Raw genomic sequence first — 17,706 nt, 5'->3', positions numbered from 1 at the left:
AGAATCAATTCGAGGCCCTGAAAATATATCCTTATTTGCAGTTACCTCACTGTCTTGAACTGACTCAGCGGGTTTTATGGGAAAGGCTGAGAAAACCCCAGCCTGCCGTTGCTCAGTTTGAGAAGGCTACTTACACGCCGACTGTTGATTCGATACTTGCTTATGCTCAGGCTTTGGGTATCAGGGTCAACTTCGGCATTGTCAACAGCTAATCTCTTGTCTGTGATCACAATCCAGGCAACCAAAGCGCGCAATGCGCTCTGGTTGATGTTCTTTGTTATGGGCGTGGTGTCTATGGCATGGATACCTAGGATTCCTGAGATAAAGATGGCTAATGGGTTATCTGATACCCAGTTTGGATTGGTGCTTATTGCCAGCTCAGTTGGGGCAGTGTTTGGAGCCCAGCTCTCTGGCCGGCTAATACACCGTTTTGGTTCAAGGCCGCTGATGTATTTGGCTCAGGTGATTGTGCCACTTGGTGTGATTCTGATGGGCTTGAGTAGCTCACCGCTGGTTTTGGTGATCGGGCTTTTTGTGATGGGGTTTGGGTATGCCGCATTAGATGTTGGGGGTAATGCGCAGGCGGTGGCAATTGAAAAGCACTTAGCCAAGCGCTACATAGCTTCTTTTCACGGCATGTGGAGCGTGGGGACACTTGTTGCCACATTGCTTGGAGCCGGTCTTAGTTTTGTAATGTCACCCGCAGCCAACTTGATCTGGGTGGCAAGTATTGGGCTGGTGGCATTTTCGGTAATTTCAATCAGGTTGTTGCCGCCCGAGTTAGATGAACACCGAGGCGATGGTTCTTCGGTCACTACTAGCTCGGTGGCTTGGTTTGGCAAGGCATCATTGCCGCTTTGGATACTGGGTATTGGTGCCACTGGAACCTTTATCGCCGAGGGTTCTGCGGCCGACTGGGGTGCCTTGCTGCTCAGGGACGAGATGAACGTTTCGGTTGGTTATTACGCTTCGGCTTTTGCCACCTTCGCGTTAGCAATGATCATCTCTAGGTTCTTGGGTGACCGCTGGCTCGAGAAGTTTGGCCCCTATAAGGTCGTTAGGTTCTTGGGTGTTGTTGGGGGAACTAGCTGGGGGATTTTGATGCTGTTGGGTATCTGGTTATCAGGACCCTTCCCGCTATTGGCCATCATTTTGGTGAACACCGGGTTCTTTTTTGCAGGGCTAGCGATTGGCCCGATGTTTCCGGCGTTTATATTGGGCGCTGCCAATTTGCCAGGGGTGGCGCCTTCGGTCGGCATTGCCCGAGTTGGGGTTATTTCAATTGGGGCTTATTTTGTCGGGCCCACTGTGGTTGGGGTGCTCTCTGATCAGGTCACTTTGACCTATGCGATGTTGTATCCGGTTTTGGCGCTTATTCTGTCGGGGTACTTGGCAAGGGCGCTTCGAGGCACACGCGCTGTGAAGTGATGGACGGCCCGGTGCGGCGTCAACTACCTAATTAATTACTTGAGACTGCCTGCAGTTAGGCCTTCCACGATTTGTTTGTTGAACGCTATGTAGATGGCGATCATGGGCAAGGTGATGATTGTGAGGGCGGCGAATAAGAGGCCGTAATCAGTAACGTATCGACTTGAAAACGCCAGCAGACCGGTGGGTATGGTTTTCAGCGCGTCGTCTTGGATATATAAAAGCGCCAACAAAAACTCGTTCCAGGATGCGAGCGCTGAAAAGATCCCTACCGTCGCAAGACCCGGCTTTAGAAGCGGCATGGCAATCAAGCGGTAGATGGTGAAATCGTTTGCTCCCTCCATCCGCGCTGCTTCAAAAAGCTCGTCGGGCAGAGCCTTGAGGTAGACGGTTAGTAGGTAGGTTGCCAATGGAAGGCCCATGGCGATATAGGGGATTATCAGTGCCCACCTGGTGTTGGTTATATAAAGAGCATTAAACATGCTGCTTTGCGCTATGAAATAGGACTGCAATGGCAGCAGCAGGCCGAGTGAGAGCAGACCCATAAGCATTCCTCTGCCGCGAAACTGATAACGGGCAAAAGCAAACGCGGCGGCAGAGCCGGCCAGAAGAATGACTAGAACCGTGACACTGGTTGTGATGGTGCTGTTAAGGGCATATTGCCCGATGTTTCCAACCTGCCAGGCTTCGATCCAAATCGAAAAGTCCCAGGTTTCGGGCAGAGCAAAAGGCTCTCGGAAAATCTGCTGATTGGTTTTGAGCCCCGACACCGTCATCCATACAAGCGGGAAGGCGTAGATGATTGCGATTAGGGTTAAACCCAGCGTTCCTATTAGCTGAGGAACCCTGTTGCGCAATGCCACTTTGGGGCGACGCTGTAATTGAGTCGTAGTCGTTTCCGTTGTCACTGTCATGTGCGCAGCTCCTTCTGGTCGTTCCACTTTCGAATTCTCAAAAACATCCATCCAACGATCAGAATCACCAGCGTCAAAACGACCGCCATAGCCGATCCGTAGCCAACATCTGCGTTTCTAAACACGGTGCGAACCAAAAGAGTGGTTGGAATCTCGGTGGCATTAAAGGGGCCGCCATTGGTGAGCACGAAGAATAAATCGAACCCCTGAAAGGCTCCGGTGATGCAAAGCAGCACTCCTACTTCGATCGCATTGCGGATGAATGGAATCTTGACGCTCCAAAAGATTCTCCACTCGCCGGCGCCATCGATTCTGGCAGCCTCAGAAAGTTCTGTGGGGACCTGCTGTAAGGCGGAGTAAAAAATGACCATAAAGAAACCTGAAAAAACCCAACCCGAAACCAGGCTGATTGCCCATAACGCTGTATCTGGGTCACCCAGCCAGATGCGGGTGAAATCTTCTAGGCCAGCAGCGCTCAAAACACTATTGACTAATCCAAAGTCGGGGTTGTAGATAAAAGACCACAACACGGCCACTACGACCATGGGAAGCATTACCGGGGCGAAGAGAGCAACGCGGAACCATAATGAACCTGATCTTTGAACGCTGATTAGGCCGGCTAGAAAGAGGCCCACCAGTACCTCAAGAACCAAGGTAGCCAGGATATATAAAAAAACGTTTGTGAAAGATTTTGCAAAAATATTATCGGAGGCTAATTCAATGTAGTTGGCAAACCCTACGAAGTTGAACTCACCGAAACCATTCCAATCCGTGAAGCTAAACCCAGCAGTCGCAATCATCGGCACCAACACCGCGAAGACAAAAAATGTCAAAGCAGGCGCGACAAAAAGAAATGGAACCCAGGGTTTCTGCGGTTTCATGTGTTCACCTTCGGATGGTGCAGAGTGTGCTTGGCTGATGCAAGCCCACTCTGCAGTTCAACTTATTATTCGATTGCTGCAGCCAGTTCAGCTGCTGCCTCCTCGGGAGTACTGACTCCACCCATCACAGCAGCAACGGCGCGGTAGAAGAAGTCGGCAACCTTGAGGTCGTAGTCAGTGTCTGGCGGTCCAACGATTGTGTCAGAAGACGCCAGCATGGTGTTCAACCTTGCTGTTCTGTCGTCGAGCTCCGCGTTTGCAGCTGAGATCGCCAATGGCACGGCTTCGGCATCGATGAACTTAGCCACGAATTCAGCATTATTTGCTAGTGCTAAGAACTCAGCAGCCTTGTCTTTCATTGGGCTCTTTTCGTTGATTACGTATCCCGTCACAACTCCAATAACGCTGCCTTGATCGCCGGCGCCATTGGGCATTGCGGGTAGGTTCACGTAGTCGAAGTTGAGATCCGGTGCTTCATCGATTGCCCAGCTAACCAACCATGAACCAATTGGGTGCATAGCCGCTTCACCTTGGAAGAACAGTTGAGCACCCTCGTTGTCTGCAATGGCGTTCGCGCTTTCATTTACGCACCCATTATCGGCAAGCTCTTTGATGTAGCCAAAGGCTTCTACCCACTCAGGTGTGTTGAAAGAGGTGCGCTGCGCCAATGCCGAATCATAGACATCTTCACCAACGACTCGAGAGGTCAGGTGCCCAAGCCAGTTACCTGCGGCCCAGAAGTCCTTATTGCCCGAAGCAATTGGGGTGTAGCCTGCGACAGAAACTACCTTGCAGGTCTCCATTAGATCGCTCCAAGTTTCTGGAGGGGTAATGCCAAGCTCATTGAACATGTCGACGTTGTACCAAAGCACGTTGGTGACATCAGCTTTGTGAGGGGCTAGCAAGAGCTTGCCGTCGATCTCACCTGAGGAGAAGGCGGAATCTTCCCAGATTCCTGAGAGCACCCCATCGGTCATGTAGGAGGTTAGGTCTGCTGCATAGCCGCCCTCATACCTTTCGGCAAGTCTGCTACCAGCCCATTCAAAGTAAATGTCTGGCGCATCACGACCCGAAAGCAGGTTTGGCAAACCAATGGTCTGGTAGAGGTCATCATCGACATAGTTAATTTCTACATTGATACCAGGGTTTGCTATCTCGAACTGAGCCGCAACCTGGTCCCAAACAGCAATCTGAGCCTCCCCAGGGGAGCCCATTGCCAAGCGCAATGTGCCTGCTGTAACGCTTTCGGTATTCGTACCGGCTTCGTTATCTCCGGTTGTGTCAGAACTCGATGCACATGCTCCGAGAACTAGGGCAGACGCTGCCGCTAAGGCAACCACTGCAGTGCTTTTGATCTTTATCATTCCTATCGCTCCTCATTCTGTAGTGGGGTTTTTGCACTGGCCAGCGACTCGCTCATGAGATGCTCAACGAACATGTCTAGAGAGTCGCCGAAAACCCTTTTGCCCGTGGCGCGCAACCGGGTAATGTTCGGTTCAAGCTCCGATGCTTGAACCGAATCCAGCTGACGCGCTTGCGCCAACTTGGCCAAATGACGCAGCATCTCTGCGCCAATTCTGAAAGCGTCCAACCAAGGACGGCACTGGTCGATCAAGGCCTGATTGCCAAAATTCTCCGATAATAAATGAGCTGAGGAGTCCTCAAACTTGTTTGCGAGTGCGGTTATTGCCTCAATGCCAGGCTCTATGACACCGGAGACATTTGAGAATTCGAGTGCTGCAAGTGCTTGGTCAACTTCCCGAGCATCGCTAAGCGAGAGACATGAAGACCTGGAGTTGCTGGCGAAAGCACGGAATGCCTCTGCGTCTTTTGGATTGCTAGTGATTTTGTCAATTGCCCGAACCCAGCTTTCCTCAGACTCGTAACCATAGGGATCAGCAAGAAAATCACCAGCAGTGGCAATCGCAATCTTGGATGCCTCTGCCATCTGCATTGCGTTCACCAGGATGCCACGGCTCGTGTTGTGAAGTGCAGGCTCTCGGCGCTCGTAAGGCCCAAGGTGTAGTTCATGAGACATCGCAACATCATTCACGGGGTAGTTGTCCCAGTAAAGCGGTGGCCGACCGGTGGTTTCGGCGAAAGTTAGTGCGTCAGCCGCTTCTAACGTGGCCGAGCAGATCGACTTTCCGGTCCACATGATATTAATTTCTGAGGGAAGACCCTGACTCAGCTCCGCAAGATACTGCTCCTTCCCCGATCCCCAGTAGGTTTCAGGGCAGACCATTAGGGAGAATTCCTCGATTGCACTCAGCGACTCGTGCACGGCAAGTACTAGTGAGCGATGTGCTTGAGCGAGTGAGCTGTAGGTCTTTTGGTCCTCAGGCCATTGGAGCGCGGACGGAATGTCATCCAAAAACAGGCCAAAATCGCGCACACCCATGTTGGCTAGGAAGTGCAATTTGCCCATCAATTTAGCACGATCATCTTCATTCGAGTATCGAATTGAAAGTCCAGGTGAGACGGCTACTGCAAACCTAATTCCTAGTTCCTCGGAGCGAGTTCTAAGTTCTTGCACGCGCTTGGTCCAAGACTCACTGGGAAGCTTTGCCCACTCATAGCGCAAAAGGGGCTCATCTTTGGGGGAGAAAATAAACATATTCATGTTGTGCTGCGCCATAAAGTTCAAAAAATCAAGTCGCTCTTTATGGGACCAAGGGGGTCCGTAAAATCCCTCGATTACTCCCCGAATGGCGAAGGCTTCTTCGGAGAGATAATTTTTTTGGACTGAGCGCATCACACAACCCCTTGGCCGTTAGTGTGGCGGTACTCAGCGTTTTGAGCATCCCCACCTTCGGTATTACTGCTGGTGTAGACAGCGGGGTGGAATCCTTCGGAAACTAAGTTGGCCACACTCTGCGCGACCATGGCATTGATAATTGCAGCACCAATGACGGTTGATGTGGGTGCGACTTTTTTGTCAAAGCCTTTGATATGCACAGAGGCGTCGCCGAGTACGCCACCGTTATCAATAACCACCTGAGCAATTTCGTGAAGCCGAAGTCGATCACTGGTGCGAGCATCCTTAGATGTAGCGTGGTCGAGGCTTGTGATTGCAATTACCGGCACACCCGCAGCCTGCATTGCCTCTGCCATTTCGCAAACGGCAGCGTTTGCACCAGAGTTGGAGGCGATGATTGCCACGTCGTTACCTTTTAGGTCGTGACTGTCTAAAAGTGCTTTTGCTAGACCCGGGAGCCTTTCGAGCCGGGTACTCAAAAGTGGATCGTGGTGCATCAAGAGGCCATCAAAAATTATCGGGTTCACCGCTACCAGACCGCCGGCTCGATAGAACAGCTCTTCAGCAAGCATGTGGGAGTGTCCGGTTCCAAAGGCGTGGATTGTTCCCCCTGAAGCTACTGTGCTGGCAATTAAAGTGGCACCGAGTTGAATCGATGAATCCTGCTCAATCAGCAGCCTGCCGAGGGCATCTTGCAGACCACGCAGGTATTCCTTGGCGATACTCGCCTCCCCAATGTTTGTGTCGCTCACTTTTTTCCTTTCCACCTAGGCACCCCAGGTCTGAATCGAGTTTTTATATGGACCAAAATCTGCCGTCTGTCCGAGCCAGACACCCCCTTGCAGAGGGTTGCTTTCTTCTTGGCGAATTTTCAGCTCGGGAATTAGTTCGATGAGGGCACGCTCCAGTGACTCGCACGCAAGAGGCGAGTGGGCAAATAATCTCCCAGACCAAACCAGTTCCGCGCTCTCTGGCGCTAGATGAGCAGCCACTATGCCGCGCTGCACGCTTTGGGCAAGCTCACCAGAAGCGTGGTCAATGATTTGCCGGGCCTGCTCGTCACTATCCGCAAGCCTTAGGACCTCCAGGGCAAAATGGGCGATTTCATTGACTGCTCTTGGGCGTGAATGAACTTCGGCGGCAAGATCAACCAAGGGGCCAAAGTGATCTTGTGCAAGCTGAGAAATAGAACTCTTGGAATCTTTGAAGCGTGCATCCAGCACGACTCTTAACGCGTGTCTGCCAATCGAAAAAGCCCCACCGTCATCGCCTAGCAGGTAGCCGTAGCCACTTACCGAGACAATGGCGTCTTGCTTATTACCGACCCCAACACACGCAACGCCCGTGCCAATAGCCAGGACAATTCCTGGCAAGCCCTCAAAGTGTGATGCGTGATGCGTGACCCCGTCATCGGTTACTAGGACACGTCTGGCGCCGAGTGATTCGCCAAGTTTTCTTGCGAGTCTCACTGAATCCTCGCCAGCAGTGGGAGAGGTACTCAGGCCCAAAACCACGGTGTCGAGGTCTTTGGTGAGTTCCTGACTCATCGCTTTAACCACAAGGTCGTGAACTCGGGTCATGACATCACCCTCTAGCCTGCTCGCACCCTGGGTTTCTATCACTTTTTTTGAATCACTCAATCGCATTCGGATGCCGGATTGGCCACCATCCACGGCCAGCACAAGCCCACTCATGCGGGAGGCCTGCGCAAAGATTCCCTGGCAAAGGCAGCCCCGGACACCTCGGCAGTTAGCTGATATTTGTCGCCACGGTAGGTGCAGCGTGCGTACATGATGACCCCGCCCCTGACATCAGAGGAGACCATCTCAACCAATAGGCAACCCTGGGTGCTGCCAATTCCTAGCAGGCTCTGTACTTTTGGCTCAGGAACGATCGGCCCGATAGTCACCGTGGCCGCACCAACTGCGATGCGGTATTTATCGGCGAGAGCTTTGTAGAGCGAGCCCCCCAAGTCGTATTCACTGAGCCCTGGTACGAGTTCTTGCTTTACCCAGACTGTTTCTAAAGCTAATGGCTCACCACTTGCCAGCCTCAGTCGAGTGAACTTATAAACCTGAGTGCCGATTGGAACCTGCAGACGCTTCGCTATCTTGGAATCGGCGACTCCGGTTGAAAAAGAGAGTAATTTGCTTCCTGGAACCAGGCCGCGCTCTCTCATGTCTTCGGAAAACGAGGTTAGGCCGAGGGCGCGAACAAAGGGCCTTGGCGCAACGAAGGTGCCAGACCCGTGCCGTCTTTCGATTGCCCCCTCTTTAAAAAGTTCATCGAGAGCTCGTCGAACTGTCATGCGGGCAATGTTCCATTGCTCACTGAGTTCTCGCTCGCTCGGCAGCCTGTCACCTACGCGCATTTGCGATATCAACCCTTGCAGCTGAGTTCTCACCGCACTGCGATTGCGAGGAAGCGAGCGAGTAATTGTGTCCATTGCAGGAGTACAGCCGACTTGTGGCCACTTAGTCAAGGTGAAAAGTAGACCACTTGGTAACAATTAGGCATCACAATGTAGACCACTTTTTGGTCGCTGAGCCCCGCAAATGTAATGCCTTGAGCTTTTTGATAGATTAATTAGCGGCATGCAGATATTTATTAGAGTGAACCACTTTTGTAAAATTTGTGCTCCACCTAGGTAACCAATTTGTTGAGCGCTCTACTATGTTGCCTGTGGTACAAATCGTAGACTTCAATTTTTCACACCTGCCGGGTGCCTATGCGGTCTGCTTGGAAACCTCAGAACCGGTCGGAGTTGTGCCCAGTTTAGGCATCAATCCCGACCTGCTAGGCCATGTTTACGTGGGGCCTTATCTAGTTCGTCATCCAGAATTAGCCTCAATGGTTGTTGATGAACAAGGGGTGGCGGGATACTTTATGGGGACGAACAATAGCTTGGATTTTTGGCATTGGTGCGAAGCTAATTGGTGGCCCGCTCTTCGAGAACAGTACCCACTTACTGGCCGCAGCGACTGGAATGGCAAGCTGATTGATCTTTTGCACAACCCCTCGACTGCACCAGCCGAAGTAGTTAGAAAATACCCCGCGCACTTCCACATTGATTTTTTGCCCAGGGCTCAAGGTGGTGGTCTGGCCAGACACCTAATCGATAAGTTTGTTGAAGCAGCGCAGGTCGGCGTCCATTTGGACGTCAGCAGAGAAAACACCAATGCCATCTCGGTCTACCATCATCTTGGGTTCGAGATTGTCGGGGAAGCTCCTGAGTCTTTCTATATGGGTAGGAACGGGTAGGGAATCCGGACCTGGCCTATTGGGGCTTGAAGCACTTTCGAGAAAAATTGCCTAAAAACAAAACCTCCCCTAGGTATCGATGACCCTAAGGGGAGGTTTTGTTTTGCTGATTTCTTAGAAGGCGATTACTGCTCGGCCACGGATCTCGCCCTTATGGAGCTTTTGGTAAGCATCGACTGCTTGTTCAATGCTGAATTTCTCAACATGGACCGATAGTGAGCCTGCTTTGGCTAGTTCTAGAACTTCCATGAGCTCGCTGCGAGAGCCCCAGTAGGGGGATCGGACATTGGCTCCAAATGGGGTTGAGAAAAAGCCGGTTGCTAGGGTTCCGCCACCGATTCCTACGATGTGGATAAAGCCGTTGGTGGCTACCATCTGCCTTGCCATATCGGTGGTTGGGTCTGCTCCGACAAAGTCAAAGACTGCTTCAGCCCCTAGCCCATTTGTTAGTTCTCGCACCTTCTCAACTGCACCATCTGAGGAGATGATCGTGTGGTGGGCTCCGACTTCACGGGCCAGGGCGAGCTTATCCTCGGTGATGTCCAGTGCGATGATGGTGGCCTGAGTTAGTGCACGCAATATCTGCACACCAACATGGCCTAGCCCACCCACACCGATTACTACTGCTGTTGAGCCGGGGGTGAGTTTATGCATGGCTGCTGTGATGGCGTGATACGGGGTGAGTCCGGCATCGGTTAGTGAGACAGTTTGTACTGGGTCAAGATCCCCTAGTGGAACTAGGTGACGCTTATCGTCAACGATGACAAACTCCGCCATAGCCCCCGGGGCACCAAGACCCGGAGGGGTAATGCCAAGTTCTGCTGCGTGAGGGCAGTAGTTCTCTTGACCCTGGGCGCAGGTGTGGCAAAGGCCACAGCCCCATGGGCCGTAAATCGCATATGGGTCACCGAGATCAACCCCTTCGACACCTTCGCCAAGTTTGTCGATAACACCGACACCTTCGTGGCCCAGGGTTAGTGGTAAGCCATAGGCATATTGCTCTTTTGGTAGATTCATCAGGAACCAGTCGGAGTGGCAGAGCCCAGCTGCGGTTACCTTCAGGCGAATTTGGCCGGCTTTGGGTTCGGGTTTTTCGATCTCTACTAGCTCGGGGCCTTTTCCTACTTCTCGATATTGAATGGCTTTCATGGCTTCTCCTTCTCGATCTGGTTGTGTTGTTCCCTTTTCACGCTAACAGAGGGCTGCCTAGATAAGTGCCTGAGGGCCAGACTCACCTGGACTGGTCAGGAATCCTAAATGCCAAGTACCGGTGGGTTTAATAAACGTTTGACTTCGAAGCTAGACCTCTAAACCCAACGACTTTGGGCAGGATCCCAGATGGCTGTCATTTTGGTGTCATTGGCGAAATCGACAAAGCGGCTGACAGCATCTAGAGCTGAGTCCCAGTCTCGATGCTCCGAAGACATCTTTGAAGAATTGGACGCCTTGGCATAGGTCGCTTGCCAATGGCCTGGGGGAACATATTGAATCCCCAGTTCTATCGACCTGATTTGGGCTTCCGCCTTGATCTCTGACCACATCCTGCCCCTGGTAATTTGAAAGTTTTCCAAAATAATAACCAAGTCGACAAAGTCCTTAATTCTTGAAGAACTGACACCTCGATAGGTGGCCAATGAAGCACAGACTTTATCTGCGATTTGATTCTCGAGGGGGTATAGCAAATAGTCACATACCTCCAGGCCGGGCAATAAGACCCTGCCGGCCGGAGGGGTTCTTTTTATCTCCCTTGGCAAAACTTGATCAACTGACAAGTCAATCTTGATTGCCTGTTCCGGCCTGCCGCCAAAGCTGACATCAAAAAATATTCGTCTTGCCTCCCTGTCAGGCTGGGAATCCGTTGCGGCAAGGGAGCTGTGAGACCTATATTCAAAGCGAAAATAATCCCTCAAGTCCCTCCTAGCGAGCTCTGTGATCTCAGAGATCACTTTTTCGAAGTCAGAAATTTTCAAACTTAGGTCTAGGTCCTTAGTGAAGCGCGCGTTTGCTGTGCGAGCAAGCATCCCAAAGCCACCCTTGAGTAGATAGGGAGACTCAGGTTCGAAGAATATTCGACATAAAAACCGGTCCAGAGTCAATAAATGCCAGGCTCCAACAAGTTGGCTGGCCGTTATGTTTGAGTTTCTAAGCCTGGCATCGAAGGATTGCTTGAGGGCGGCCGGGGTCGAGTAGTTGGATGCCATAAATAAATCCTTCTCAAATCATGCATTTTGAAATTTAGCTATGAATTGAGAATTCAGTGTTTGGTTTTCCACAGGCATGCGAGTTCCGCCCAGTGGCCCCAGATCCTAGTTGATGTCTATAAGACCGAGACTCTGCAATCGAACAGTTCTCGCTTGTGCCTGGAAGTCCTCAATTTGATCTATAAATCCCTTTTTTTTGAGACCGTAGTGCATCTTCAGGCTCTGAGCGTTGGTTCTCAGGCGCTCGAAGTTGATATGTTCGTAGCCAAATTCGTTGATCACCTGGCCCACCCCACCGAGGTCAAAACCCTCGCGCATTAGATCGATGATTGTGCGGGTCTGGGTTGTGACCGGGAGTCCCTCAACGATTGTGATGTCCATCGGTTCAAGCTTCATCGTGATTGTTTTGACGCCATCGATGTCGCGCTTGACCCGGCTGGTTGAATAAAAAGTGTAGGGACGCTCATCAAAATCCCCAACCCCCCAAACCCAACATGCGCTTCTGGACCCGACTACTAATTCTGTGTGGATTGCCTCTAGCCTTTGAAATGCCAAAGTGTCTGGCTTGAAGCTGAGCCATTGGGCCCTGAGGGGAGTGAGCCATGAATCCGGAGCCGAGCAATCCAAGTAGACGCCCTGCCGGATTCTTTTTAGAAGTCCAGCTGCGCTTAGCCTCGAAAGGTTGAGTCTTGAAACCCCGAGAATCTGAGCTTGCGAAACGGTCACCAACCCCCACTGCCAGGCGGTGACTTCCGACAGTGCTTTAATGGCAGAGACTGATTTCATGGAATAAACGTATCACCAGTGAGATACAAATAATCCCTGATATTGCCTTCAAGCGTTGTTTGCCCATCCTTGGCGTGAGCTCAGCGTAAGTGACCTAGCTAAAAGAGTTGGCACGTCACTTCCGACCGCGTTGAGAGATGTTCGTCGATTGCAAGATGCAGGAATCGTTTTGGTGAGGGCGACTGGGAATCTTAGGTTGGTGAAGGTCAATATCGAACACCCTCTTTATGCCCCGCTTTCAGAAATAGTGCTCTATTCCTTCGGGGCCCTTGAAGTGCTTAGGGGCAAATTCGATTTAGTCGAGGGGCTGAAGGCCGCTTTCATTTATGGATCCTGGGCCGCTAGATACATGGGGGAGTCAGGGGCCGATCCGGGTGATGTGGATGTTTTGCTCATAGGGAGCTTTGTTCGGTCTTTGGCATTCGAAATCGCGCGCGAAGCCTCAACACTAATTGGCAAGCGGGTGAATGTGAATAACTTAGGCGAGGAAGAGTGGGATTCGAAAGAATTGGGTTTTGTAAAAACTGTGCAATCTAGACCCATGATTCAGTTGGTTGGGAATTTGGCTTAGAAATCCGTGTCTCGGGTCAAAAAGGTAAGAACCCCAGGGGTTTGATCGACACTTTCGTGTTATAGGGACCTGTTCCGGGGTTATGGAAGTGAGCCTAATGCGATAAAGCTGGAGCCGTCAAGAGTGTCTAGACCCAAGAACTCGGGCTGCCAGTAAAGAGCCCCTATCCGAGTCTGTTTCCTGAATTGCGAGAGCCTCGACTTCGCTGGTTCTCCACAGGATGACAATCGGGGCTTCTGCTTCTTAAGAGCAGACCTTAAAGTGAAGAACCCCGGGGGTTTGATCGACACTTTCGTGTTACAGGGACCTGTTCCGGAGCTATGAAGAAAGAGTAATGCAATGGATGATTCAAGTCAATCGTTGGAAAATCAGCTGCTTGAAACTTGGCTGGGTGTCTCGCGGAGCCAAGCATTGCAATTGGTCGCGCCGAAAGAACCACTCTGGAAGATTTCTAAGTGGAACCAGGAGCTTGGCGCTTCTATCCTCGAAGACGTTTCGCATGTTGAGCTTGCCCTGAGGAACCTCTTGGACTCAGCCTTAGTTGAAAGACTGGCAAATCAGGGCTTCTGCGGCTCATGGCTGGATGACCCATCTGGTGAGATTAGGAATCTTGGAGGCGCCCACCTATTGGAAAAGATAAAGTCCGCAAAGCTTCAAGTAGTTCGCGACAAGCCACGGGTAACTCATGAGGATGTCTTGGCAGAACTCACCTTGGGCTTTTGGACTGCTTTGCTAGGAAAACGTTTCTTGAGGCTAAATTTAGATCTTCGAGGCATATTTTTGGGCGTTAATGGAAGAAGCATTTCCGCTTTAGGAGACAGGCTGGCCCGAATCAAGGCTCTTAGGAACAGAATTGCCCATCAACATAGAATTCTGCACAGAAATCTTCAAGACGACTTTGACTTGGTCATCATGGTCGCTAACGACATTGACCGCCGATTAGCTGATTTCATAAGGAAGAACTCCAGGACTCCGGAAATACTTATCCGAATAACTCAGGCAAAGTCTTTCTCCAAGCCTCACGAACCTCATTGAGTGAGAAGATGGCTAAGTCTTTGATTTCGATTGAATCTGAAGATTTGTCTGTTACGCCGATTCTTAGGCAAGGAACACCCCTTGCTTCACAAAGCGCCTGGAACTTCACGTCATCCTCGCGGCCAACAGTCACAATGACTCTGGCCTGAGACTCTGAGAATAAGACGGCGGTGGCATCAATGTTGTCGCGCTCCATAACCTCGGTGAACCAAACCCTGGCTCCAACATTAAACCTGAGCGCCGACTCGATAACTGCAATACCGAGGCCTCCTTCGGAGACATCGTGGGCGGATTCGATGATGCCCTGCATGGCTGCGCCATGCAGGAGGTCTCCGAGTTGTTTCTCTTTTTTGAGGTCAACCTTTGGTGGTTGACCACCTAGGTGGTCATAGAGGTCCTTGGCCCAAGCCGAACCGTCTAGTTCGTCGTAGCTTGTGCCAAGCAAATAGATGTTGTTGCCATCGTCTTGCCAACCGGAAGGGATTCTTCTTGCCACGTTGTCGATGACACCGAGGACTCCAACCACCGGGGTTGGGTAGATGGCTTGATCGCCAGATTGGTTATAGAAGCTAACGTTTCCGCCGGTGACTGGGATGCCAAGTTCTAGACATGCATCAGCTAACCCCGCCGTGGCCTCTTTGAATTGCCACATCACCTCTGGGTTTTCAGGGCTTCCGAAGTTCAAACAGTTTGTGACCGCCCTTGGAACCGCTCCGGTAACCGCAACGTTTCGATAGGCCTCGGCCAGTGCCTGGCGTGCGCCTTCGTAGGGGTTTAGGAAGCAGTACTTGCCATTGGCATCGGTAGCTAGCGCGACACCCAAACCGGTGGTCTCAGAAACTCGAACCATGCCGGAATCATCCGGCATTGCTAGGGCCGTGTTACCCATCACGTAGTGGTCGTATTGCGCCGTGATCCAAGACTTATCGGCTTGGTTCGGGCTGGAGATTAGCTTGAGCAATTGCTCTGCGAGCTCGGCTGGGGTCTCGGCTCGCTTGAGGCTCTTTGAGGAGTTGGCATTTAGCGCGTCTTGGTAGCTTGGGTATGAAACTGGGCGCTCATAGACCGGGCCATCGTGAGCCACAGTCCTTGGTGGCACGTTCACGATCTCTTGATCGCCCCAGTTGATATAGAGACGGTCCTCGTCGATTACATCTCCAAGAACCGAGTATTCAACTTCCCACTTATTTACAATCTTTTCGAAAGACTCGAGCTTGTCTACCGGCACAATCGCACACATGCGCTCTTGAGACTCCGACATCAGAATCTCTTCGGGGGTGAGCGATTCATCTCTTAGAAGCACGTTCTGCAATTGCACTCGCATGCCCTTGCCGCCGTTTGATGCAAGCTCCGATGTCGCGCAAGAAATACCTGCACCACCTAGATCTTGAATACCGGCAACTACGCCAGCGTGAAAGAGCTCTAAGCAGCACTCAATCAAAACCTTCTCGGCAAATGGGTCGCCGACCTGAACCGCTGGGCGTTTGGTTGGACCCGAGGCATCAAAAGTCTCTGAGGCTAGGACGGAAACCCCGCCGATTCCATCGGCGCCGGTTCTGGCTCCGAAAAGAATTACTAGGTCGCCGGGGTTTGATGCTTTGGCAAGCTTGATGTCTTCGTGCTTCATCGAACCGATTGATAGGGCATTTACTAGGGGGTTGCCCTGATAGACGCTGTCAAAGACTGTTTCGCCACCGATGTTAGGAAGACCTAGGCAGTTGCCATAGAAGCTGATGCCGTCAACTACCCCGTGAACCACTCTGGCGGTGTCGGGATGTTCTGGAGCTCCAAAGCGAAGCTGATCCATTACTGCAATGGGCCTGGCCCCCATAGTCAGAATGTCCCTAACGATGCCACCGACCCCGGTGGCAGCGCCTTGAAAGGGTTCGATATAGCTTGGGTGGTTGTGGCTCTCAACCTTGAAGGTGACGGCTAGGCCCTCACCGATATCCACCACACCGGCGTTCTCACCCATGCCCACCATGAGGTGTTTTTTCATCTCAGGGGTGACCTTCTCGCCAAATTGACGGAGGTAGATCTTGGAGGACTTATAGCTGCAGTGCTCAGACCACATCACCGAATACATTGCTAGCTCGGATGAGGTTGGGCGTCTGCCCAAAATGTTTTTGATTTCCAGATACTCGTCTTGTTTGAGGCCTAGCTCAGCCCAGGGTTGGGACTTCTCTGGCTCTTGAGAGGCTTGGGTAACGGTGTCTACGTTTATGGGTTTTTTCGAAATCTCGGTCGTCATTATGCGTTCACCAATGCCTTCAAAACACTTTCAAAAAACTTTAGGCCATCTGTTCCGGAGCGCATTGCAATCTCAGTGTCGGGTCCAAAGCCGGGCTCCACCGCGTGCTCGGGGTGGGGCATGAGGCCCAAAACATTGCCACGCTCATTTGTGAGCCCGGCAATGTCATTCATAGAACCATTCGGGTTTAGGTCTAGGTAGCGGAAGACCACTCGGTTCTCGGCTTCGAGCATCTTGAGGGTCTCTTCAGATGCGATGTAGCCACCCTCACCGTTTTTCAAGGGAATGGTGATTTCTTGGTCCTTTTCAAAAAGGTTGGTCCACGCGGTTTGGTTATTCTCAACGCGCAGCTTTTGGTCGCGGCAGATAAAGTGCTGCTTCTCGTTTCTGATTAGCCCGCCGGGCAATAAGTGCGCCTCGACTAGCACCTGGAAGCCGTTGCAAATGCCAAGCACTGGCAGCCCCTGGGCTGCCAGTTTTACTACTTCCTGGGTTGCGGGAGCTTGGGCGGCGATAGCGCCACAGCGTAAATAGTCTCCGTAGCTAAACCCACCTGGCAACACAACAGCGTCAACTTTTTTTAGATCGCTATCGGCATGCCAGAGCGGAACCGGCGTTCCGCCCGCTAGCCGAATGGCTCTTTGGGCATCGCGGTCATCGAGGGTTCCCGGGTATGTGATTACGCCAATTTTCATAAGGGTTAAACCTCTTTGAAGACGTTCACAACGTCTTCAATCACATCGTTGGACAGAAAGCTTTGGGCTAACTCCTTAGCGTTTTCTAGGTCCGCGTCTGTTATTTCGTTTTCGAAGTGAAGTTCGATTCGTTTGCCGATGCGAACGTTTGAGATGCTCTTATTTCCGGCTCGGTGCAGTGCGTTAGAGACTGCTTTTCCCTGAGGGTCTAAAATATCCTGCTTGGGCATGATCTCAACGATTATCTTTGGCACTGTTCCCCTTCGGTTTGCTGGTCTAACCAGTTTCGGGATGGATGGGTTTTGTCGCAGCACTGCGCTAAATCATTAGTTTAGGCGATTGCTGGCCCGCATCTATTTCGAAGCTTGACTAGGGACGCTCAGGCCACTGCCAAAAATGAGGATGTCTTAACAAGTTCGAACTTTGGAGAAACCTCGGAAATGAGAAGCACCAACGCCGCTCTAATTCTTAGGTCGGTGGAACCGAAATCGGCACCAGAAGATTCTGCCGAAATATGAATTAGGCGCATGTCCCTGGAAAGTCCAGCATCCAGGTCCAGAAGTTCTTTGCCATCAAATTCCTCCAGCAGGTCGGATAGCTGGTCAAATGCAGTCTCGAGATCCAGGTCAGCTGGAGCAAGAAAATCTAAACTCACTCGAACGCTCATCTTGAGCCTCCATTCTCATAGCAGGTGCGGTTCCTCAAAAATTGCCTCAACTGATTTACATAATAAGCGCTGGAAGGGGTCATGTGAATCATCTTGGCGTGCTGCCCGCATGGGCATTCCGCCCGATAGTATTTTTTTCTCTTGACGACAATCCAATTAGCCAGATCTAATTCCCTCATGAGTTTTTCGAGGTCCTTATTCGGGTGCTTGGGCCAATTGTTGAGGCGAGACATGAAGTGATGCTAGGGCTTGACAGTT

18 protein-coding genes are annotated in these 17,706 nt (G+C 51.5%); 4 read left to right on the top strand and 14 right to left on the bottom strand.

The features are described from left to right. The first annotated feature begins 198 nt into the window (after window positions 1–198). A complete protein-coding gene (locus BLP47_RS00550) occupies window positions 199–1,428 on the top strand; it encodes an MFS transporter (protein WP_197672378.1) in 1,230 nt (409 codons plus the stop codon). A 35-nt stretch (window positions 1,429–1,463) separates the two neighbouring features. Here the strand turns inward: BLP47_RS00550 and BLP47_RS00545 are convergent, their stop codons facing one another. The 7 genes from BLP47_RS00545 to BLP47_RS00515 form a co-directional block, all read right to left on the bottom strand. Beyond that, the gene (locus tag BLP47_RS00545) at window positions 1,464–2,369 is read right to left on the bottom strand and encodes a carbohydrate ABC transporter permease (protein ID WP_249883349.1); all 906 of its coding nucleotides are present in this window, start codon (window positions 2,367–2,369) and stop codon (window positions 1,464–1,466) included. After that, window positions 2,339–3,223 (bottom strand): carbohydrate ABC transporter permease, encoded by an 885-nt coding sequence (locus BLP47_RS00540; protein WP_091849348.1) that lies wholly within the window; start codon window positions 3,221–3,223, stop codon window positions 2,339–2,341. Before BLP47_RS00540 ends, BLP47_RS00545 begins: the two co-directional genes overlap by 31 nt. Window positions 3,224–3,288: 65 nt before the next feature. Continuing rightward, window positions 3,289–4,587, bottom strand: a complete 1,299-nt coding sequence (locus BLP47_RS00535) for an ABC transporter substrate-binding protein (protein ID WP_091849346.1) — start codon at window positions 4,585–4,587, stop codon at window positions 3,289–3,291. Window positions 4,588–4,589: 2 nt separating this feature from the next. Then, window positions 4,590–5,978 carry a protein O-GlcNAcase gene (locus BLP47_RS00530; protein WP_091849344.1) on the bottom strand — a complete coding sequence of 463 codons (1,389 nt, stop codon included), beginning with the start codon at window positions 5,976–5,978 and terminating at the stop codon, window positions 4,590–4,592. Continuing rightward, window positions 5,978–6,733, bottom strand: coding sequence for a sugar isomerase domain-containing protein (locus tag BLP47_RS00525; RefSeq protein WP_157671259.1), 756 nt, complete (start codon window positions 6,731–6,733; stop codon window positions 5,978–5,980). The genes BLP47_RS00530 and BLP47_RS00525 overlap by 1 nt, the downstream gene beginning before the upstream one ends. Window positions 6,734–6,748: 15 nt before the next feature. Next, on the bottom strand, window positions 6,749–7,675 hold the full coding sequence (locus BLP47_RS00520) for a BadF/BadG/BcrA/BcrD ATPase family protein (protein ID WP_091849340.1): 927 nt from the start codon (window positions 7,673–7,675) through the stop codon (window positions 6,749–6,751). Continuing rightward, window positions 7,672–8,463 (bottom strand): GntR family transcriptional regulator, encoded by a 792-nt coding sequence (locus BLP47_RS00515; protein WP_249883347.1) that lies wholly within the window; start codon window positions 8,461–8,463, stop codon window positions 7,672–7,674. The genes BLP47_RS00520 and BLP47_RS00515 overlap by 4 nt, the downstream gene beginning before the upstream one ends. Window positions 8,464–8,663: 200 nt before the next feature. Between BLP47_RS00515 and BLP47_RS00510 the strand changes: the two genes are divergently transcribed. Beyond that, on the top strand, window positions 8,664–9,242 hold the full coding sequence (locus tag BLP47_RS00510; RefSeq protein WP_249883345.1) for a GNAT family N-acetyltransferase: 579 nt from the start codon (window positions 8,664–8,666) through the stop codon (window positions 9,240–9,242). Window positions 9,243–9,356: 114 nt separating this feature from the next. Here the strand turns inward: BLP47_RS00510 and BLP47_RS00505 are convergent, their stop codons facing one another. The 3 genes from BLP47_RS00505 to BLP47_RS00495 all read right to left on the bottom strand — a co-directional run bounded on the left by BLP47_RS00505 (window position 9,357) and on the right by BLP47_RS00495 (window position 12,229). After that, window positions 9,357–10,391: an NAD(P)-dependent alcohol dehydrogenase gene (locus BLP47_RS00505; RefSeq protein ID WP_091849336.1), complete on the bottom strand. Its 1,035-nt coding sequence runs from the start codon at window positions 10,389–10,391 to the stop codon at window positions 9,357–9,359. 158 nt (window positions 10,392–10,549) lie between these two features. Further along, complete coding sequence (locus tag BLP47_RS00500; RefSeq protein WP_091849327.1) at window positions 10,550–11,443, bottom strand: nucleotidyl transferase AbiEii/AbiGii toxin family protein; 894 nt, start codon at window positions 11,441–11,443, stop codon at window positions 10,550–10,552. Between the two features lie 105 nt (window positions 11,444–11,548). Further along, complete coding sequence (locus tag BLP47_RS00495; protein WP_091849325.1) at window positions 11,549–12,229, bottom strand: type IV toxin-antitoxin system AbiEi family antitoxin domain-containing protein; 681 nt, start codon at window positions 12,227–12,229, stop codon at window positions 11,549–11,551. A gap of 55 nt (window positions 12,230–12,284) precedes the next feature. Here BLP47_RS00495 and BLP47_RS00490 point away from each other — a divergent pair, with 55 nt between their 5' ends. Both BLP47_RS00490 and BLP47_RS00485 read left to right on the top strand, forming a co-directional pair. Beyond that, window positions 12,285–12,800: a winged helix-turn-helix domain-containing protein gene (locus tag BLP47_RS00490; RefSeq protein WP_157671256.1), complete on the top strand. Its 516-nt coding sequence runs from the start codon at window positions 12,285–12,287 to the stop codon at window positions 12,798–12,800. A gap of 339 nt (window positions 12,801–13,139) precedes the next feature. After that, the gene (locus BLP47_RS00485) at window positions 13,140–13,835 is read left to right on the top strand and encodes a hypothetical protein (RefSeq protein ID WP_091849316.1); all 696 of its coding nucleotides are present in this window, start codon (window positions 13,140–13,142) and stop codon (window positions 13,833–13,835) included. Here the strand turns inward: BLP47_RS00485 and purL are convergent. From purL to BLP47_RS00465, 4 genes are all read right to left on the bottom strand, one after another. Next, window positions 13,783–16,086 carry a phosphoribosylformylglycinamidine synthase subunit PurL gene (gene purL, locus BLP47_RS00480; RefSeq protein ID WP_091849309.1) on the bottom strand — a complete coding sequence of 768 codons (2,304 nt, stop codon included), beginning with the start codon at window positions 16,084–16,086 and terminating at the stop codon, window positions 13,783–13,785. The two genes, BLP47_RS00485 and purL, sit on opposite strands and share 53 nt — an antisense overlap. Continuing rightward, entirely contained in the window at window positions 16,086–16,781 is a 696-nt protein-coding gene (gene purQ, locus BLP47_RS00475; RefSeq protein WP_091849308.1) for a phosphoribosylformylglycinamidine synthase subunit PurQ, read from the bottom strand. The genes purL and purQ overlap by 1 nt, the downstream gene beginning before the upstream one ends. A 5-nt stretch (window positions 16,782–16,786) precedes the next feature. Then, on the bottom strand, window positions 16,787–17,035 hold the full coding sequence (purS, locus tag BLP47_RS00470) for a phosphoribosylformylglycinamidine synthase subunit PurS (protein WP_091852747.1): 249 nt from the start codon (window positions 17,033–17,035) through the stop codon (window positions 16,787–16,789). Between the two features lie 125 nt (window positions 17,036–17,160). Continuing rightward, entirely contained in the window at window positions 17,161–17,448 is a 288-nt protein-coding gene (locus BLP47_RS00465) for a hypothetical protein (RefSeq protein ID WP_091849307.1), read from the bottom strand. Between the last annotated feature and the right edge of the window lie 258 nt (window positions 17,449–17,706).

It is taken from the genome of Candidatus Aquiluna sp. UB-MaderosW2red (assembly GCF_900100865.1).
GTDB lineage: Bacteria > Actinomycetota > Actinomycetes > Actinomycetales > Microbacteriaceae > Aquiluna.
This window is presented reverse-complemented; position numbering and strand designations above follow the sequence as displayed.